Origin of the sequence: Halomonas sp. B23F22_20, from assembly GCF_043496985.1 — a bacterium.
Classification (GTDB): domain Bacteria; phylum Pseudomonadota; class Gammaproteobacteria; order Pseudomonadales; family Halomonadaceae; genus Halomonas.
This window is the reverse complement of record NZ_JBIEKH010000010.1, coordinates 125654-142046: the sequence shown is the minus strand read 5'-3', so window position 1 is coordinate 142046 and position 16393 is coordinate 125654. Positions and strand designations below refer to the sequence as shown.

Annotated in this window: 16 protein-coding genes; 9 read left to right on the top strand and 7 right to left on the bottom strand. The window is 66.0% G+C overall.

Annotated elements, in window-relative coordinates; genetic code table 11:
• Nucleotides 1-8 precede the first annotated feature (8 nt).
• Both ACGTN6_RS10385 and ACGTN6_RS10380 read left to right on the top strand, forming a co-directional pair.
• Complete coding sequence (locus ACGTN6_RS10385) at nt 9-1460, top strand: NCS1 family nucleobase:cation symporter-1 (RefSeq protein WP_394591454.1); 1452 nt, start codon at nt 9-11, stop codon at nt 1458-1460.
• Between the two features lie 152 nt (nt 1461-1612).
• Nucleotides 1613-2488, top strand: a complete 876-nt coding sequence (locus ACGTN6_RS10380; RefSeq protein WP_394591420.1) for a MurR/RpiR family transcriptional regulator — start codon at nt 1613-1615, stop codon at nt 2486-2488.
• A gap of 112 nt (nt 2489-2600) precedes the next feature.
• Here the strand turns inward: ACGTN6_RS10380 and ACGTN6_RS10375 are convergent, their stop codons facing one another.
• The 3 genes from ACGTN6_RS10375 to uraH form a co-directional block, all read right to left on the bottom strand.
• Nucleotides 2601-3341 (bottom strand): GntR family transcriptional regulator, encoded by a 741-nt coding sequence (locus tag ACGTN6_RS10375; protein WP_394591418.1) that lies wholly within the window; start codon nt 3339-3341, stop codon nt 2601-2603.
• A gap of 120 nt (nt 3342-3461) precedes the next feature.
• Entirely contained in the window at nt 3462-4733 is a 1272-nt protein-coding gene (locus ACGTN6_RS10370) for a urate hydroxylase PuuD (RefSeq protein WP_394591417.1), read from the bottom strand.
• Nucleotides 4734-4842: 109 nt separating this feature from the next.
• Complete coding sequence (gene uraH / locus ACGTN6_RS10365; protein ID WP_394591453.1) at nt 4843-5196, bottom strand: hydroxyisourate hydrolase; 354 nt, start codon at nt 5194-5196, stop codon at nt 4843-4845.
• Nucleotides 5197-5390: 194 nt separating this feature from the next.
• Between uraH and uraD the strand changes: the two genes are divergently transcribed.
• The gene (uraD, locus tag ACGTN6_RS10360) at nt 5391-5915 is read left to right on the top strand and encodes a 2-oxo-4-hydroxy-4-carboxy-5-ureidoimidazoline decarboxylase (RefSeq protein WP_394591415.1); all 525 of its coding nucleotides are present in this window, start codon (nt 5391-5393) and stop codon (nt 5913-5915) included.
• A 131-nt stretch (nt 5916-6046) separates the two neighbouring features.
• Here uraD and ACGTN6_RS10355 read toward each other — a convergent pair whose 3' ends face one another.
• A complete protein-coding gene (locus ACGTN6_RS10355; RefSeq protein ID WP_394591414.1) occupies nt 6047-7444 on the bottom strand; it encodes a uracil-xanthine permease family protein in 1398 nt (465 codons plus the stop codon).
• Nucleotides 7445-7748: 304 nt separating this feature from the next.
• On the opposite strand from ACGTN6_RS10355, the gene ACGTN6_RS10350 reads away from it, so the two are divergent.
• Complete coding sequence (locus ACGTN6_RS10350) at nt 7749-8372, top strand: phosphoribosyltransferase (protein ID WP_394591413.1); 624 nt, start codon at nt 7749-7751, stop codon at nt 8370-8372.
• An 86-nt stretch (nt 8373-8458) separates the two neighbouring features.
• Here ACGTN6_RS10350 and ACGTN6_RS10345 read toward each other — a convergent pair whose 3' ends face one another.
• Both ACGTN6_RS10345 and ACGTN6_RS10340 read right to left on the bottom strand, forming a co-directional pair.
• On the bottom strand, nt 8459-8809 hold the full coding sequence (locus ACGTN6_RS10345; RefSeq protein WP_394591412.1) for a phasin family protein: 351 nt from the start codon (nt 8807-8809) through the stop codon (nt 8459-8461).
• A gap of 231 nt (nt 8810-9040) precedes the next feature.
• On the bottom strand, nt 9041-9748 hold the full coding sequence (locus ACGTN6_RS10340; RefSeq protein ID WP_394591410.1) for a glutathione S-transferase family protein: 708 nt from the start codon (nt 9746-9748) through the stop codon (nt 9041-9043).
• 488 nt (nt 9749-10236) lie between these two features.
• Between ACGTN6_RS10340 and glcD the strand changes: the two genes are divergently transcribed.
• The 5 genes from glcD to ACGTN6_RS10315 all read left to right on the top strand — a co-directional run bounded on the left by glcD (nt 10237) and on the right by ACGTN6_RS10315 (nt 15422).
• The gene (gene glcD, locus ACGTN6_RS10335; protein WP_394591409.1) at nt 10237-11736 is read left to right on the top strand and encodes a glycolate oxidase subunit GlcD; all 1500 of its coding nucleotides are present in this window, start codon (nt 10237-10239) and stop codon (nt 11734-11736) included.
• A gap of 9 nt (nt 11737-11745) precedes the next feature.
• Nucleotides 11746-12834 (top strand): glycolate oxidase subunit GlcE, encoded by a 1089-nt coding sequence (glcE, locus tag ACGTN6_RS10330; protein ID WP_394591408.1) that lies wholly within the window; start codon nt 11746-11748, stop codon nt 12832-12834.
• A 1-nt stretch (nt 12835) separates the two neighbouring features.
• Nucleotides 12836-14068 carry a glycolate oxidase subunit GlcF gene (gene glcF, locus ACGTN6_RS10325; RefSeq protein ID WP_394591406.1) on the top strand — a complete coding sequence of 411 codons (1233 nt, stop codon included), beginning with the start codon at nt 12836-12838 and terminating at the stop codon, nt 14066-14068.
• 400 nt (nt 14069-14468) lie between these two features.
• The gene (locus ACGTN6_RS10320; RefSeq protein ID WP_394591405.1) at nt 14469-14870 is read left to right on the top strand and encodes a GlcG/HbpS family heme-binding protein; all 402 of its coding nucleotides are present in this window, start codon (nt 14469-14471) and stop codon (nt 14868-14870) included.
• Between the two features lie 243 nt (nt 14871-15113).
• Nucleotides 15114-15422 (top strand): hypothetical protein, encoded by a 309-nt coding sequence (locus ACGTN6_RS10315; RefSeq protein ID WP_394591404.1) that lies wholly within the window; start codon nt 15114-15116, stop codon nt 15420-15422.
• A gap of 74 nt (nt 15423-15496) precedes the next feature.
• Here ACGTN6_RS10315 and ACGTN6_RS10310 read toward each other — a convergent pair whose 3' ends face one another.
• Nucleotides 15497-16369, bottom strand: coding sequence for a LysR substrate-binding domain-containing protein (locus ACGTN6_RS10310; RefSeq protein ID WP_394591403.1), 873 nt, complete (start codon nt 16367-16369; stop codon nt 15497-15499).
• Nucleotides 16370-16393: the final 24 nt, after the last annotated feature.

The window sequence follows — 16393 nt, the reverse complement described above, 5'->3', positions numbered from 1 at the left end:
TGACGGACATGACCGACCGCGAGCTGGAAATTCGCCACCGCGATCCGCGGCTTTACAACGACGACCTGGCACCGATCAAGAAGGGCGATCGCAACTGGGGCTGGTTCGAGATCTTCAACGTGTGGTCGAACGACATCCAGAGCCTGTTCGGCTACACCCTGGCGGCCTCGCTGTTCATCTCCTACGGCCTGAACGGCTGGGCGGTGATGGCGGCGATCATCCTCGCCGGCTTCGTGGTGATGGCGCTGGTCAACCTGACCGGCAAGCCCAGCGTCAAGTACGGCATTCCCTTCCCGGTGATGATCCGGGCCAGCATGGGCGTCCACGGGGCCAACTTCCCAGCCATGCTGCGCGCCATCATCGGCATCTTCTGGTACGGAGTGCAGACCTACTTCGCCTCCACCGCGGTGGCGCTACTGCTCACCGCGCTGTTCGGCGATCCCGGCGGCCAGTGGCTCGGCATGTCGATCATCGGCTGGCTGTCGTTCGTGATCGTCTGGGTGTTCCAGATCGCGCTGTTCTGGCAGGGCATCGACAGGATCAAGCACTTCCTCAACTGGGCGGGGCCACTGGTCTACGTGGTGATGGTGGCGCTGATGCTGATCGTATGGTTCCAGGCCGGCAGCGACCTGCTGCCCGCGGTGAGCACCATCTTCAGCGGCCAAAGCGACTATGAGGGCAGCGCGATCGGCGCCTTCCTGGCGATCACCGGCACCATGATCGCCTACTTCGCCGCGGTGGTGATCAACTTCGGCGACTTCACCCGCTTCGTGCGCAGCGAGCGCGAGATGAAACTCGGCAACCTGCTGGGGCTGCCGCTCAACGTGGCCTTCTTCTCGTTCATCGCCCTGATCATCACCGCCGGCACCCTGGCGCTGTTCGGTGAGACCCTGACCAACCCCTCGGACATCATCGAGCGGGTCGATTCCCTGCCGCTGACCATCATCGCCGCCATCACCTTCTTCGCCGCTACGGTGGGCATCAACCTGGTCGCCAACTTCATTCCCCCGGCCTACGACCTGGCTAACCTCTTCCCACGCCGCATCAGTTTTCGCATCGGCGGACTGATCACCGCGGTGGTGGCCTTCTTCGTCGGCGCGCTGTGGGTGGCGGTCATCAGCCGCATCGGCATCGCCGGCTTCGTCAACGCCCTGGGGGCCATCGTGGCGCCCTTCTACGGCATCATCGTGGTGGACTACTACCTGGTGAAGCACCAGCGCCTGAACCTCCAGGACATGTTCTCCACCGATCCCCGGGGGGCCTACCACTACGTCAAGGGCTGGAACAAGCGCGCCATCGGCGCCTTCGCCCTGGCCGCGCTGTTCTCGATCTCCTCGGTGTGGGTTCCGGCCCTGGAGGCGCTGGGCGGCTACGCCTGGCTGATCGGCGCCGCCCTCGGCGGGCTCTTCTACTACCTGCTGATGCGCGGCCAGCCCCAGGCGATTCCGGAACAGGGCTGAGCCCTTCTCCGCCGGGCAGCATCGCCGCCGACGCCACCGCGCGGCCGCTGAAATCAGAATTTCAGCGGCCGCGCATCTATGGTAGCGTCTCGGAAACGATCGCCCGCCTCCCGGGACGCCTTCTCTCTTCACGGCCAGCCAGAGGACCCGGTATGTCCGGCTCTCACTCCCAGCCCCAGGAAAGACCTCGCTCCCTCGAAGCCCGGATCCAGGAACACCTGCCGGACCTGCCCTCCAGCGAGCGCAAGCTCGCCGAGCTGATCCTCGACTTTCCCGGCGAGCTCTCCGCCTACAATGCCACCGAGCTGGCCAAGCTGGCCGGTGTCTCCAAGGCGGCCGCCTCGAGGCTGTTCAAGCGCCTGGGCTTTCGCAACTTCGAGCAGGCCCGCCGCTTGGTCCGCGACATCAAGCAGTGGGGCTCGCCCATCTACCTGCACGAGCGCCAGCAGGATTCATCTCCCCAGCCCTCCGAGAAGCAGGCCTTCCTGGATGACCATGTCACCGCCCTGACACGCACCTTCGACCAGCTTCCCGCCGATGACATCGAAGCCGCCCTGCAGCGCATCGTCGGCGCCCGGCGCATCTGGCTGGTCGGCTATCGCAACAGCTATTTCATGGCCGCCTACGCCCGCTGGCAGTTCATCCAGTTCCGACCCCGCGTCGACCTGCTGCCCCATCCGGGCGAGACCCTCGGCGAGCACGTCACCGAATTCGAGCCGGACGACCTGCTGATCGCGGTGGGCATGCGCCGGCGCGTGCCGGAGCTCGACCGCGTGATGCAGGCCGCCCACGAACGCGACATGCCGGTGCTCTACATCACCGACTCGCTGGCCGGCGACAAGCCCTTCACCACCTGGACCCTGCGCTGCGACATCTCCAGCAGCTTCCTCTTCCACAGCTACGTGGGGCCCATGGGGCTGATTCACTACCTGAGCGTGCAGGCCTTGCGACTGACCGGAAAGGCGGGACGCCTGCGCCTCGAGGACATCGAGATCGCCCACGAGAAGCTGCGCGACTTCGACGACTGAGCTTGTGAGATACCCGCCGCAGCACCTGCCCCGCGACGTTGGCAGGGTAAGGACATATCGCCGGGGCGACTGCGCCGCCTGACCTGACCTCAACGACGAAGATCGCCCGAGCTCAGCCCGAGAAGATCTCGTAGAGGTCCGGCGACTCGTCTTCTTCCTCGTGAATGGAGAGCGAGGCCTCGATGGCCTTGAGGTGGCGACTCATGAAGGCGCGGGCCCGCTCCCCGTCGCCGCCCTCCAGATAACCGAGCAGATCATCGTGGTCGTGGGATTCGCAGCCCAGGTGGCCGGCGTTGCCGTAGACGGCAAGGATCAGCGAGGAGCGCGAGCACAGCTGCTCGACGAAGGCAGCCAGGGTGGCATTGCCCGAGATGTGCGCCAGCCGCCCGTGGAAGGCAGCAGACAGCTTGATGGCAGTGCTCTGCTCGCCGGCCTTGAGGGCCCGGTGTTCGCGGCGCGCCATGTCGCGCAGGGCCTCGAGGTCATCGCCGTTGATACGCCGCGCCACCTCGGGCATCAGGCCGCACTCGACCATCTGGCGCGCATCGAAGACGTCCTTGGCCTCGTCGGCGGTGGGACGCGTCACGCTGGCGCCGCGGCGCGGCGTCAGCGTGACCAGCTGCTCGAGTGCCAGGCGCTGGAGAATCTTGCGGATGCCGGTGCGGCTGATGCCGAAGACTTCCGAGAGCGCATCCTCACGCAGCCGTGCGCCGGGCTTGAGCCGATGCTCGATGATGGCATCGCTGATCGAGCGATGAATCGCCTCATGGCGTTCGGCACCGTCGCCGTTCTTGCCGGGACGGCCGCCGCCCGCGGCGGGCTTGCGCTCGGTGTCGACCTGGCGCTGGTTCATGGGCTGCACACCTCCTGAAGACCCTTACCAGGCCGCATTGTATACGCTTTCCCACCGCAAACACGACCGCCGCCCACCGGGGGACGGCGGGCGGCGGCATGCACGGGGTAGCAGCAGGGTTCAGGGGGTCCAGCCGGCGACCCGCTGGCGCTCCTCGTCGGTCATCTGGGTGAGGTTGCCCAGCGGCATGTAGCCGCTCGCGATCACCTGCTTGACCTGCGTGGCCTGGCGCAGCAGCTGGTCCTCGGTCTCGAGGCTGACCCCGGCCGGCGCCGCCGCGAAGCCTTCGTGCTCCGGATTCTGGGCGTGGCAGGACACGCAACGTTTCTCCATGATCGCGTGGATCTCGCCCAGCGCATCGCCGGCGGCGACGGTCTCGCCACCCGAGGCGGCATCACCGGTGGCGGCCGCCTCTTCGCTGACCGAGGGCGACTCGGTGCTGGCGGTGGCCACACCGTTGTTGCTCGACGGCGCGCCGATCCACACCGCCACCAGGATCAACGCCACGCCGGCGGCCGGATAGGCCGGCTTGGTGTGCCCGGCATGCATCAGCACGAAGAACTGGCGAATCAGGGCCCCGGCGAAGATGAACAGCACCATGATCAGCCAGGACAGCTCATGGGTGTAGGTGAAGGAGTAGTGGTTGCTGAGCATCAGCAGCACCACCGGCAGCGTGAAGTAGGTGTTGTGCACCGAGCGCTGCTTGCCGCGCTTGCCGTCGATGGGGTTGGGCGTCTCGCCGGCCTTCATCGCCTTCACCATGCGCCGCTGGCCGGGGATGATCCAGAAGAACACGTTGGCCGACATGGCGGTGGCCATCACCGCGCCGGTCAGCAGGAAGGCCGCCCGACCGGCGAAGATGTGGGTGCTCAGGTAGGCGACCACCACCATCAGCACGGCCACACCGAGGCTGAGGATGCCATCGCGCTCCATGTTGGGGCTGATGCGCTTGCACATCTCGTTGTAGACGACCCAGCCGCCGAGCAGGAACAGCAGGGCCACCACGTTGGCCTGCCAGCCGGTCAGGTTGGCGGCCCACTCCCAGGAACTGTTCGGGTTGACCAGGTAGAAGCTGGGATTGGCCATGTACAGCAACACGAACAGGCCGAAACCGGACAGCCAGGTGGTATAGGCCTTCCAGAACGACCAGTGCAAATCCTCGGGCAGCTTCTCGGGGGCACTGGCGTACTTCTGGTTGTGGTAGAAGCCGCCGCCGTGCACGGCCCACATCTCGCCGAACACGCCCTTGTTCTTGTCCTCGGCCGCCTTGGGCGGACGCAGGCCATTGTCGAGCATCACGAAGTAGATCGACTCGCCGATCCAGGCCACGGCGGCGATCACATGCAGCCACCTCAGCAGGAGGTTGGCGAAGTCGAGAAAGTAGGCTTCCATCGGTCAGGCCTCGTTGGAATTATGCGATTGTTGTCTCGATGCTGGCGGTAGAGTGCCAGCTGGGCAGTGGCTGAAGAGACGGCGAGCCCGGCCCCTGGCCGGACACCGCTTAGCTGCCGCGATAGGTGGAGTAGCTGTAGGGCGACAGCAGCAGCGGCACGTGATAGTGCTGGCCGGCATCGGCCACGCCGAAACGCAGCGGAATCACGTCGAGGAAACGCGGCTTGTCCGCGGCAACGCCGCGACGATCCAGATATTCGCCGGCATGGAACACCAGTTCGTACTCGCCGACGGTGAAGGCCTCGCCCTCCAGGATCGGCGCGTCGCAGCGGCCGTCGTCGTTGGTCACGGCCTCGGTCAGCAGCTGACGCTCGCCGCCCTCCAGGCGGTAGACCTCAATCCGGATGCCCTCGCCCGGCAGGCCGAGGGCGGTATCCAGCACGTGAGTGGTGAGGTAGCCCATCATCTTCTCCTCTTGTCATCGGTGCCCGGCGAGACGCCGGCGGGAGTGTCATCGCGATCGGCGCGCCGACCGCGCGCCTACTCTTTAGAAACAGTTTTAGCTGGTGATAGAGTACATTTCAAAGACTTTATTGTATACAGTTTTATCGCTATCCTGACGGTATCGAGGCAGACACGCACCATAGGAGCCCTACCATGAGCACCAAGACGCTTTCGCCACGGCCCAGCCAGCTGGATCAAGCCGCCTTCGTCGAGCGCTTCGGCGACATCTATGAACACTCGCCCTGGGTGGCCGAGCTGGCCTGGCAGCGCGGCCTCTCAGCCGAGCAGGACAGCCCCGAGGGGCTGGCCGAGGCCATGGGCCGCGAGCTCAGCGAGGCCGACGCCGAGCGCCAGCTCGAGGTGATCCGCGCCCACCCGGACCTGGCCGGTAAGGCGGCGATCGCCGGCGAACTCACCGACGACTCCACCAAGGAGCAGGCCGGCGCCGGGCTGGACCAGTGCACCCCCGAGGAAATGGCCCGCTTCGAGCGCCTCAATGCCGCCTACAAGGAGCGCTTCGGCTTTCCCTTCGTGATGGCGGTCAAGGGCAACGACCGACACGATATCCTCGCCGCCTTCGAGACTCGGCTGAGCAACGAACCAGCAGAGGAACGTCGCACCGCCATCGAGCAGATCAACCGCATCGCCGCCTTCCGTCTGGAAGAGCGCGCCGCCTGAGCGCGCCTCGACGCGGATAACGCCAAAGCGCTGCCGGGATCTCCCGGCAGCGCTTTTTTCATGCCTCGCGGCTTGGGTGATTCGCGTGACGGCTGGAATGCCGCGGGGCGGGCAAGTGCCCGCCCCGGCCCTCATTTCTCGGCCTTCAGACCACCCTGATCGGCCGCTTGCTCGGCATCCGCCTCGGCAATCGCCTCACGTTCACGGGCCTCATCCGCCAGCGTCTTGCGCGGCAGCGTCAGGTTGAGCAAGAAGGCCGTGATCGCGGCGACCACGATAGGCGCCCCGCCGATCACGTTCTGCAGGGTCTCAGGGAACTCGGCGATGGCCGAGGGCACCGCCGAGATCCCCAGGCTCAGCGCCAGGGCCAGCCCGACGATAGTCATGTTGCGGGCCGACATTTCATCCTTGGTCAGCAGCTGGATGCCGGTCATGGTGATCATCCCGAACACCGTGATGGTGGCACCGCCGAGCACCGGATAGGGAATGGTGGTCATGATGGCCCCGAACTTGGGGCTGAGACCGGCCAGCAGCATGAAGATCCCGGCAATGGCCAGGACGTAGCGGCTGATCACCTTGGTCATGGCCACGATGCCCACGTTCTGGCTGAAGGTGGACGTGGGCAGGGCGCCAAAGAAGGCACTCGCCGCCGTGGTCAGACCGTTACCGAGCAGGCCACCGGTCAGCTCCTTGGTCTTCAGCTCGCGGTTCATGCCGGCCACGCTGGTCGCCGAGAGGTCACCGATGGTCTGCACGGAGTTGATCACGCAGATCACCACCAGCGAGACGATGGCCGCCGAATGGAACTCCATCTCGAAGGGCATCACCTGGGGCACAGCAATCCACTCGGCATTGGCCACGGAGCTGAAGTCGACCATGCCCAGCGGCAACGCGATCAGGTAACCGACCAGGATGCCGACGATGATCGCCGAGAGCTTGACCACGCCTTTGCCGAACTGGGAGGCCAGCAGCACGGTAACCAGAGTCACCAGGCCCACGCCCCAGTTCTGCAGCTCGCCGAAGCCGGGAGCATTCACGTTGCCACTGCCGGCGATGTAGCGGATGGCGATGTCGTACAGCGACAGGCCGATGACCAGCACCACCGTGCCCGCCACCACCGGCGGAAAGAGATGGCGAATGTACTGGATGAAATAGCCCACCACCATCATGGTGATGCCGCCGATCAGCTGGGCGCCGAGGATGCCCTCGATGCCGAACTGGCTGCCCACGGCGATCAGCGTCGGCACGTAGGCAAAGCCCACGCCGAAGATCGCCGGCAGCCGGGCGCCGAATTTCCAGACGCCGTAGAGATGGAACAGCGTGCAGATCCCCGAGGCCAGCACGGCGATCTGAATCAGCAGCAGTTTCTCCTGCGGCGTGGAGCCCACCACGCCAGCAATGATGATGGGCGGCGTGATCACGCCGGCGATCATCGCCAGCACGTGCTGGAGGGAGATCGGCAAGGCCTTCAGGAAGGAGGGCCTGCCATGGAAATCGAATATCGAAGTGTTGTTGACGTTGGTCTGCATGATATCGGCCATTGGGTGTGGTGTTGTTGTGGCGTCCTGCTCCCTCGGCATGCACGCACCGGGGAGCGGGGATCCCATGGGTGTCCGTCGCGGACAGCCGGCCTCGTCGGGTGGGTCCCGGCCGTCTCGTGAACGGCCGTTGTTTATGGTTGTGTATCGAATACCACCCTAATTGGATACAAAGAGGACGAGATCCTTGCAGCACGATAATGGAGCATCATGTATACAATCAAGGCATCTCTACGATCCGATTCCCGGGATCTGAACTAGACTCAAGGCAGTGAGGCGACGCGAGGAGCGATCCATGTTCCGCGACCGGCGGGATGCTGCCCAACAGCTGGCGCGACGACTCGAACACCTGAAGGGCATCCGCCCCTTGATCCTTGCCATCCCTCGCGGCGGGGTGCCCATGGCGCGACTGATCGCCGACGAGCTCGAGGGCGATCTCGATGTGGTACTGGTACGCAAGCTGGGGGCTCCGGGCAATCCGGAGTACGCCATTGGCGCGGTGGGCGAAGAGGACCGGGTACAGTTGGAACCGGCGGCACAGTACTACGACGAAGATGACATCGCCCGAGAAGTCGAGGCTCAGCAGGCACGTCTCGCCGAGCGCCGTCGGCGATACACGCCGGTGCGTGCTCCGATCGATCCGGCTGGCCGCATCGTGGTGATCGTGGACGACGGCAGCGCCACCGGCGCCACCATGGCCATGGCGCTGACCAGCCTGCGACCGCACCGTCCGGCGCTGCTGGCCGCCGCGCTCGGTGCCGCCCCTCCGGAGACGATAACGCGCCTGAAGCCGCTCGCCGACGAGGTGGTCTGCTTGCTGACGCCAGCAAACTTCAGCGCTGTCGGCCAGTTCTATGCCGACTTCGGCCAGGTCAGCGACGACGAGGTCGTTCGCCTCCTGGGCACCGAGCACGGTTGAACCGGCAGATGACTTCTACAAAAAAGGGCCAACGCCTTTCGGCGATGGCCCAAAGGCCCGGCAATGGGCCCCTTGCCTGACGTGTTTCAGGAAATTCCGGTCGCCTTCATTTGACCTTCGACCAGTTTCTGACTCTTCTGCACGTAATCCTGCCCCAGGCTCATCAAGGTCTCGGCATCCGACTTCAGACGATCGCCGAGCGACTTCACCGTTTGCTGCTGCCCGTCCAGCGCCTTCTGGTAGTCCTCGACCCCTCTTACCGACAGCCAACTGCGCGCCTGTGCCAGCGCCGCCTCAGAAAACGACTCAGCGACGCCGAACTGGGTAACCACCAGCTTTTCGGCGGCCTCCAGATTGAGGGCACCGTAGGCCCGGAACGGGGTAACGAACATGGATTCGAACTGCTCGCCGGTCTTGACGGTCGCGGTCTTGGTCATGGCACACCTCCAATGGAAACGTACAGCGGGTGAAGCGCCCGTGTTGCATTGCAACATAGCAGCCGTTTTTGTGCACCGCAACATCAAATTCGCCCTTACGACTATCGAGGTTAACTCCCTGGCTATCGAGCCATTGCCTTGCAAAGTCGGCTAGCAAAACCCAGGACCGGGCACGCGTTCGAGCCGATGTCCAACGTCGTGTGCCGAGCACGGACACTGCTAGGCCCGCGCCTAGCGATAGGCGCCCTCGATGTCGGTCACGCGCAGCGCCTCGCGCCCCAGGCCGCCGTGGCAATCGAGCATCCGTTCGCGCCAGGCGTGGACCGGGTCGGCATTGGAGACCAGATCGGCGCTGGAGACACAGCGCGCCCACATGAAGAAGCCGAATACCAGATAGTCGGCTCCGGCCGGCGCCGCGCCGTCCAGGAAGTCGGCGTCTTCCAGATGGCCACGCAGCGGCGCCAGAGCCGCATCGAGCTGGGCGAGCCCCTTGGCCGGCGAATGGAACTCCTCCAGCGAGCGGCCGAAGCGCTTCTCGCGACTCTCGCGGAAGTAGGCACGGTCGTCGGGGTGGATGGCGTTGAACAGGTCCATGATGATGGTGCGCATCATGGCCGGCGCCAGGGCTCGCTCGGCGTAGTGCTTGAAGAAGCGGCCCCGGACTTCGGCCTGCCCATCGCCGAGCAGCGGCGCCTCGGGATAGGTGCGGTCGAGGTAGCGCAGGATGGCATAGCTGTCGGTCACGACTTCGTCACCATCGACCAGCACCGGCACCTTGTCGTGATTGGCAAAGGTCAGCTCGGCCTTGTCGGTGAAGCGCCAGGGCCGCGCCTCGACGTCGAGGCCCTTGTGGGCCAGCGCATAGCGCACTCGCCAGCAGTAGGGAGAAAAACGCAGCCGCTCGTCCAGGCCGCAGAGGTCATAGAGCACCCGTGTCATACCGACTCCTCGTCACCGATGGAAAAGCCCGATGGTGACAGGCTTGCCGCCGGCCCGCCATGTCGCGAGCCGCCCCGGCTACCTTGTCCATTAGTCGAACCAATGTCTGCCTCCCCTGGCCAGCTTCTGTTCCCGTTGCCACGCAGCACCTTGAATTCACGACCAACTTTTCATAGTGACGGGCCAGCCAGGCTTGATAATTATTGGTAATACCAATTTACCCTGGATGGTGATCACAATCGGGCGGCCCTATGGTGATAGGAGTTTCGTCATGTCTCACGGTGCCGACCGCCTCGCTCGAGGGGGTGTCACAGTGTCGCAGAGCGGCACGGCTCGATCCGCTGCAGGGCGCGTGAGAAAGCCGTTGGCGGAGAGTCGCAGCATGAATCACGCCGCATCGACATAAAAACGGAAATTTTTTCCATAGATTTATGAAAACCACTTCCATAGTATCGAACCAACGGATGCCTTCCCGTTCCGGAGCCGCCATGAACATCCACTACGACTCGCGACTCGATGGCGACCTGCCTCGCCAGGACAAGGCCACGGTGCTGGCCGACCTGGAGCGGTCCGTGCCTGGCATGACCCTGCTGCACCGAGAAGAGGACCTGCGCCCCTTCGAGTGCGACGGTTTATCCGCCTACCGTGTCCTGCCGATGCTGGTCGCCCTGCCGGACGACCTCGACCAGGTCGCGACCCTGCTGACACGCTGTCATGCCCTCGGCGTACCCGCGGTCACCCGCGGCGCCGGTACCGGCCTGTCCGGCGGTGCCCTGCCCCTGGAACAGGGCGTACTACTGGTGATGTCGCGCTTCGACCGCATCCTGGAAGTGGATCCCGACGCCCGAACGGCCCGGGTCCAGCCCGGAGTGCGCAACCTGGCCATCTCCGAGGCCGCCGCCCCTTTCGGGCTCTACTACGCGCCCGACCCTTCCTCGCAGATCGCCTGCTCGATCGGCGGTAACGTCGCCGAGAACGCCGGCGGCGTGCACTGTCTCAAGTATGGCCTGACCGTGCACAACGTGATGCGCGTCGAGCTGCTGACGCTGGAGGGCGAACGTCTGGTGCTCGGCAGCGAGGCGCTGGACGCTCCCGGCTTCGACCTGCTGGCGTTGATCAACGGCTCCGAGGGCATGCTCGGGATCGTCACCGAGATCACCGTCAGGCTGCTGCCCAAGCCCGAAAGCGCCAAGGTGCTGATGGCGAGCTTCGACGACGTGGCACAAGCCGGTCGCGCGGTGGGCGACATCATCGCCGCCGGCATCGTGCCCGGGGGGCTCGAGATGATGGACAGCCTGGCGATCCGTGCCGCCGAGGACTTCATCCACGCCGGCTACCCGGTGGAGGCCGCGGCCATCCTGCTGTGCGAGCTGGACGGCGTAGAGGACGACGTGGACGCCGACTGCGAGGCCGCCAGGCGGGTGATGGAAGCCGCTGGCGCCATCGAGGTCCGTCAGGCTCGCGACGAGGCCGAACGCGCCCTGTTCTGGGCCGGACGCAAGAACGCCTTTCCGGCAGTGGGCCGCATGTCGCCCGACTACTACTGCATGGACGGCACCATTCCGCGGCGCGCCTTGCCCCGGGTGCTAGGGACCATCGCCGAGCTCTCCGAGACGTACGGCCTGCGCGTGGCCAACGTCTTCCACGCCGGCGACGGCAACATGCACCCGCTAATCCTCTTCGATGCCAACCGCGAGGGCGAGCTGGAGAGGGCCGAAGCGCTGGGCGGTCAGATCCTCGAGGCCTGCGTGGCCGCCGGCGGCTCGATCACCGGCGAGCACGGGGTGGGCCGCGAGAAGATCAACCAGATGTGCGTGCAGTTCCAGTCCGACGAGCTGACGACCTTTCACAGCGTGAAGGCCGCCTTCGACCCCAAGGGGCTGCTCAACCCGGGCAAGAACATCCCTACGCTTGCGCGCTGCGCCGAGTTCGGCGCCTTGCACGTGCACCACGGCAAGCTGCCGCATCCCGATCTGCCACGTTTCTGAGGAGTGCTCATGGATACGTCCACCCAGACGCTCCCGGACAGGGACGCCACCCAGGAGCTCGGCGAACGCATTCGCCAGGCCGACGCCGAGGGCACGCCGCTGCACATCATCGGCGGCGACACCAAGGCCTTCTATGGTCGGCAGGTCGAGGGCCAGGCGCTCTCGACCCGCGAGCATCGCGGCATCACCACCTACGATCCGGTGGAGCTGATCGTCTCGGCACGCGCCGGCACGCCGCTGGCCGAACTGGAGGCGACGCTCGCCGAACAGGGCCAGATGCTGCCCTTCGAGCCGCCTCATTTCGGCGCGGGGGCCACGGTAGGCGGCATGGTCGCCGCCGGACTCTCCGGGCCGCGGCGCCCCTGGGCCGGGGCAGTGCGCGACTTCGTGCTCGGCATACGCATGATCGATCGCCACGGCCGGTCGCTGCGCTTCGGCGGCGAAGTGATGAAGAACGTCGCCGGCTACGACCTGTCGCGGCTGGCGGTCGGCGCCCAGGGCACCCTGGGGCTCGTCGCCGAGGTCTCGCTCAAGGTCCTGCCACGCCCCGCCGCTCGCCACGGCCTGCGCCTGCCGATGTCACGGGAAGAGGCCAGGCAACGCCTGGCCGAGTGGGGCCGTCGACCGCTGCCGATCAGCGCCGCCGCCTGGCAGGACGGCGCCCTGAACCTGCGTCTCGAGGGCGGTGCCGGCTCGGTGGCCGCGACCCGGCGCGAGTTCGGCGGCGACGACCTGGAAGACGACTACTGGGGCTCACTGCGCGAGCTGCACCTACCCTTCTTCGACGGCACGGATCCGCGGCCCCTGTGGCGACTTTCCCTGCCCCAGCGGGCGCAGCTGGATATCGAGGGGCTCGACGAGGACGCCATGCTGCATGACTGGGCCGGCGCCCAGCGCTGGCTGAAAAGCGACCTCGACGCCGGGACGCTGCGCGACGGCGTGACCCGCGCCGGTGGCCATGCCACCTGCCTGGCGCCCGGTGCCGCCGAGCCCTTCACGCCGCTGGCGCCACCGCTGGTCAAGTATCACCAACGCCTCAAGGCCGAGCTGGATCCCCATGGGATCTTCAATCCCGGCCGACTCTACGGGGGGCTATGACATGCAGACGCACTTCACCGCCGAGGACCTCCAGCAACCGCACCTGCGCGAAGCCGACCGGGTGCTGCGCAGCTGCGTGCACTGCGGCTTCTGCAACGCCACCTGCCCCACCTACCGGCTGCTCGGCGACGAGCGCGACGGTCCGCGCGGACGCATCTACCTGATGAAGGCACTGCTCGAGGACCGCGAGGAACGCGCCGACATCACCGCCGAGACCCGACTGCACCTGGACCGCTGCCTGAGCTGCCGCAACTGCGAGACCACCTGCCCTTCCGGGGTGGAGTACCACAAGCTGCTCGACATCGGCCGCGCCGAGCTGGAGCGTCGCCTGCCGCGGCCGGCCAGCGAACGGGCCTTCCGCTTCGCCCTGCGTCACGCCGTGGTGGAACCGGCCCGTTTCAAGGCGCTACTCAAGGTCGGTCTGACCTTTCGGCCGCTGCTCGCCGGCCGCCTCGCGACCAAGCTGCCGCCCGCGCCGGTGGACGCCGGCACGCGTCCCGACGGCCGACGCCATGCCCGGCAGATGCTGATTCTCGAGGGCTGCGTGCAGCCCGGGCTCTCGCCCAACACCAACGCCGCCGCCGCGCGAGTGCTGGATCGCCTGGGCATCGGTCTGACACCGGTTCCGGAGGCCGGCTGCTGCGGCGCCGTGGACTTCCACCTGGACGCCCAGGAAGCCGGCAGGGATCGCGCCCGCGCCAATATCGACGCCTGGTGGCCGCACATCGAGGCCGGCTGCGAGGCCATCGTCCAGACCGCCAGCGGATGCGGCGCCTTCGTCAAGGAGTACGGCGAGCTGCTCGCCGACGACTCCGCCTATGCCGAGCGTGCCGCCCGGATCAGCGCACTGGCCCGTGACCTAGTGGAAGTGCTGCGCGACGAAGATCTCGAACCGCTACACGCCAAGGCCGAAAGGCGCCTGGCCTTCCACTGCCCCTGCACGCTGCAGCACGCCCAGAAGCTGGGCGGCGCAGTAGAAGGCGTACTGACTCGACTCGGCTTCTCGCTGACCTCGGTCCAGAGCCCGCACCTGTGCTGCGGCTCGGCGGGCACCTACTCGATCACACAGCCCGAACTCGCCGCCCGGCTGCGCGACGACAGGCTCGACGCACTGGAAGCCGGCGAGCCGGAGGTGATTGCGACGGCCAACATCGGCTGCCAGACCCACCTCGGCGGCGCCGGTCGTACCGCCGTGCGCCACTGGATCGAACTCGTCGATGAGGCGCTGGCATGACCGGCCATCCCTCGTGGGAGCGCAATTCATTGCGCGAATGGCGCCGCCAGGCGCCCTGCCGCCGGCACGCAGCCGACCACCGCTTCGCGGCGGATCGCGCTGCGGAGCAGCGCTCCCACGTCGTGCATTCCCTTGCGGCGCAACAACTGTCCGGCGCCGGCCGTACCGAAGTGCGCCACTGGATCGAACTCATCGACAAGGCCTTGATCCGGGCCTCGGGCGACGGGCCTCGAGCCACGAGCGGCCCGAAGCCCGAAGCCCGTGGCACTCGGCCGAACAACCATTTCTCCCCCCGAGCCCAAAGCCCGAAGCCCAAAGCCCGAAGCCCGAAGCCCGAAGCCCGAAGCCCGAAGCCCGGGGATCCTCTGCTCTAACCCAAATCCAAACCAAGGAGCATGCCATGCAGACCAAAGCCATTCTCGGCCTCACCGAGGTCAACGCCATCCTCGACGCCGCGCAGCGTGAGGCCGAAGCCAATCAATGGAACGTCACCATTTCGATCACCGACGACAGCGGCGAACTGCTGGGACTGCGCCGCCTCGACGGCGCCTCGCCGATGACCGCCATGATCAGCGCCCAGAAGGCTCGCACCGCCGCCCTGAGCCACAAGGAGACACAGGTCTTCGAGCGCATGATCAACGAGGGCCGCCACGCCTTCCTGTCCGCGCCCCTACAGGGCCTGATGGAGGGCGGCGTGCCGGTGGTCGTCGACGGCCAGGTGATCGGTGCGGTGGGCGTCTCCGGCGTCAAGGCCGACCAGGATGCCCAGGTGGCCCGCGCCAGCATCGCCGCCGTGCTCTAGCGCCCTGACGCAGGGATAGACCATGGCAACCAGGCGGCCTCTCGGGCCACCTACTCTTCTCACGGTCATCCGCAGCGAAACACCAGCACGCGTTCCGTCCCATGCCAAGACTCCGGCTGCCGCCGGGTCTTGGCGTTTCGTGGCCAATACTTGCATCCATCAAGAATATTGCATAGGTTTTGTATAGCATTCGACGCAATGCACGGATGCCAGACACGCCCATCACCGGACGAGAGGTACATCATGAAACGTATTGCGACTGCTGCCATTACCCTGAGCGCCCTGATGATGCTGGGCGGCACCGCCCTGGCGGATCACCATGAAGGGGACGAGATGGCGCCGAACAGCGGCGCAGACAGCGCCAACACGGTGGAAGAGTCCAGTATGAATCACGACGAAGCCGCCATGGGCGACGAGCCCATCGTCGAGGAAGGCGGCACGGACACTGCCAACGCCCCGTCGGATGCAGATACCTCCCACGCCGAGGGCAGTCTCGACGAAGATATGGCACCCAAGGGAGGCGTGGATTCCGCCAACGATCCCGAGGGCTGAGGTCAGGTATCGCGAAAGCCTATGACCAATGCCAGCCCCCGGCCTCATGCCGGGGGCTGGCGTGAGAAAATACACTAGCTCGACAGCATCCAGTCGACGAATGCCCACTTGGCGGTACGACGATCCTCCGGGTGCACATCGATCACCCCATACCCGCTGGACGTACCCAGCGAGAGATTTTCCAGGCCCACCAGCATGCCGCGCTCGATCAAGTCATCCACCAGCCCTCGCCAGCCAAGTGCCACGCCCTGACCGGCGATTGCCGCCTGTACAAGTAATGGATAATTATTGAAGATCAGCTCGGAGGGCGCCAAGTGCGCCCTGCCGCCCATGCGTTCGAAGTAACCGGGCCAGTCCAGCCAGCGCTGCCCCTGATCGGCGGTCAGCGTCAGCAGCGGCACCTCACCGAGCCGGTCCAGATCATCGATCGACCCATGCTGTTCCAGAAACCCCGCGCTGCACACCGGAAAGACTTCCTCGTCCAGCAGGCGCGGCGCCCCCTCCAACCCTCGCCGGTCGCCGAACACGATGGCGATATCGACCTCCTGCCCCTGCCAGTCGAAGCCCCCCTGGTTGGTCATGATCCGCACATCGATGTGCGGGTGCAGCCGACGAAACACTGGCAGCCGAGGCAGCAGCCAATAGGAGGCCAGCGAGAAGTCGGTGAGGATGTTGAGCCGCGGATTGCGATGACGCTGCTGCAGCCGATCGATGGTGCGCTCGATGGTCGAAAACCCCTCCTGCACGGCCTCGAACAGGACCTGGCCCGGCTCGCTCAGGCGCACGCCGCGATGCACCCGATCGAACAGCTTGAGGTCGAGCGCCTCCTCGAGGGCGCGAACCTGCTGGCTGACCGCGGACTGGGTCGAACGCAGCTCCTGTGCGGCAGCGGTGAAGCTCAGGTGACGGGCCGCCGCCTCGAACACCCTCAGGCCATTGGGCGACACCCTTTTTTCCATCAAAGACATTAA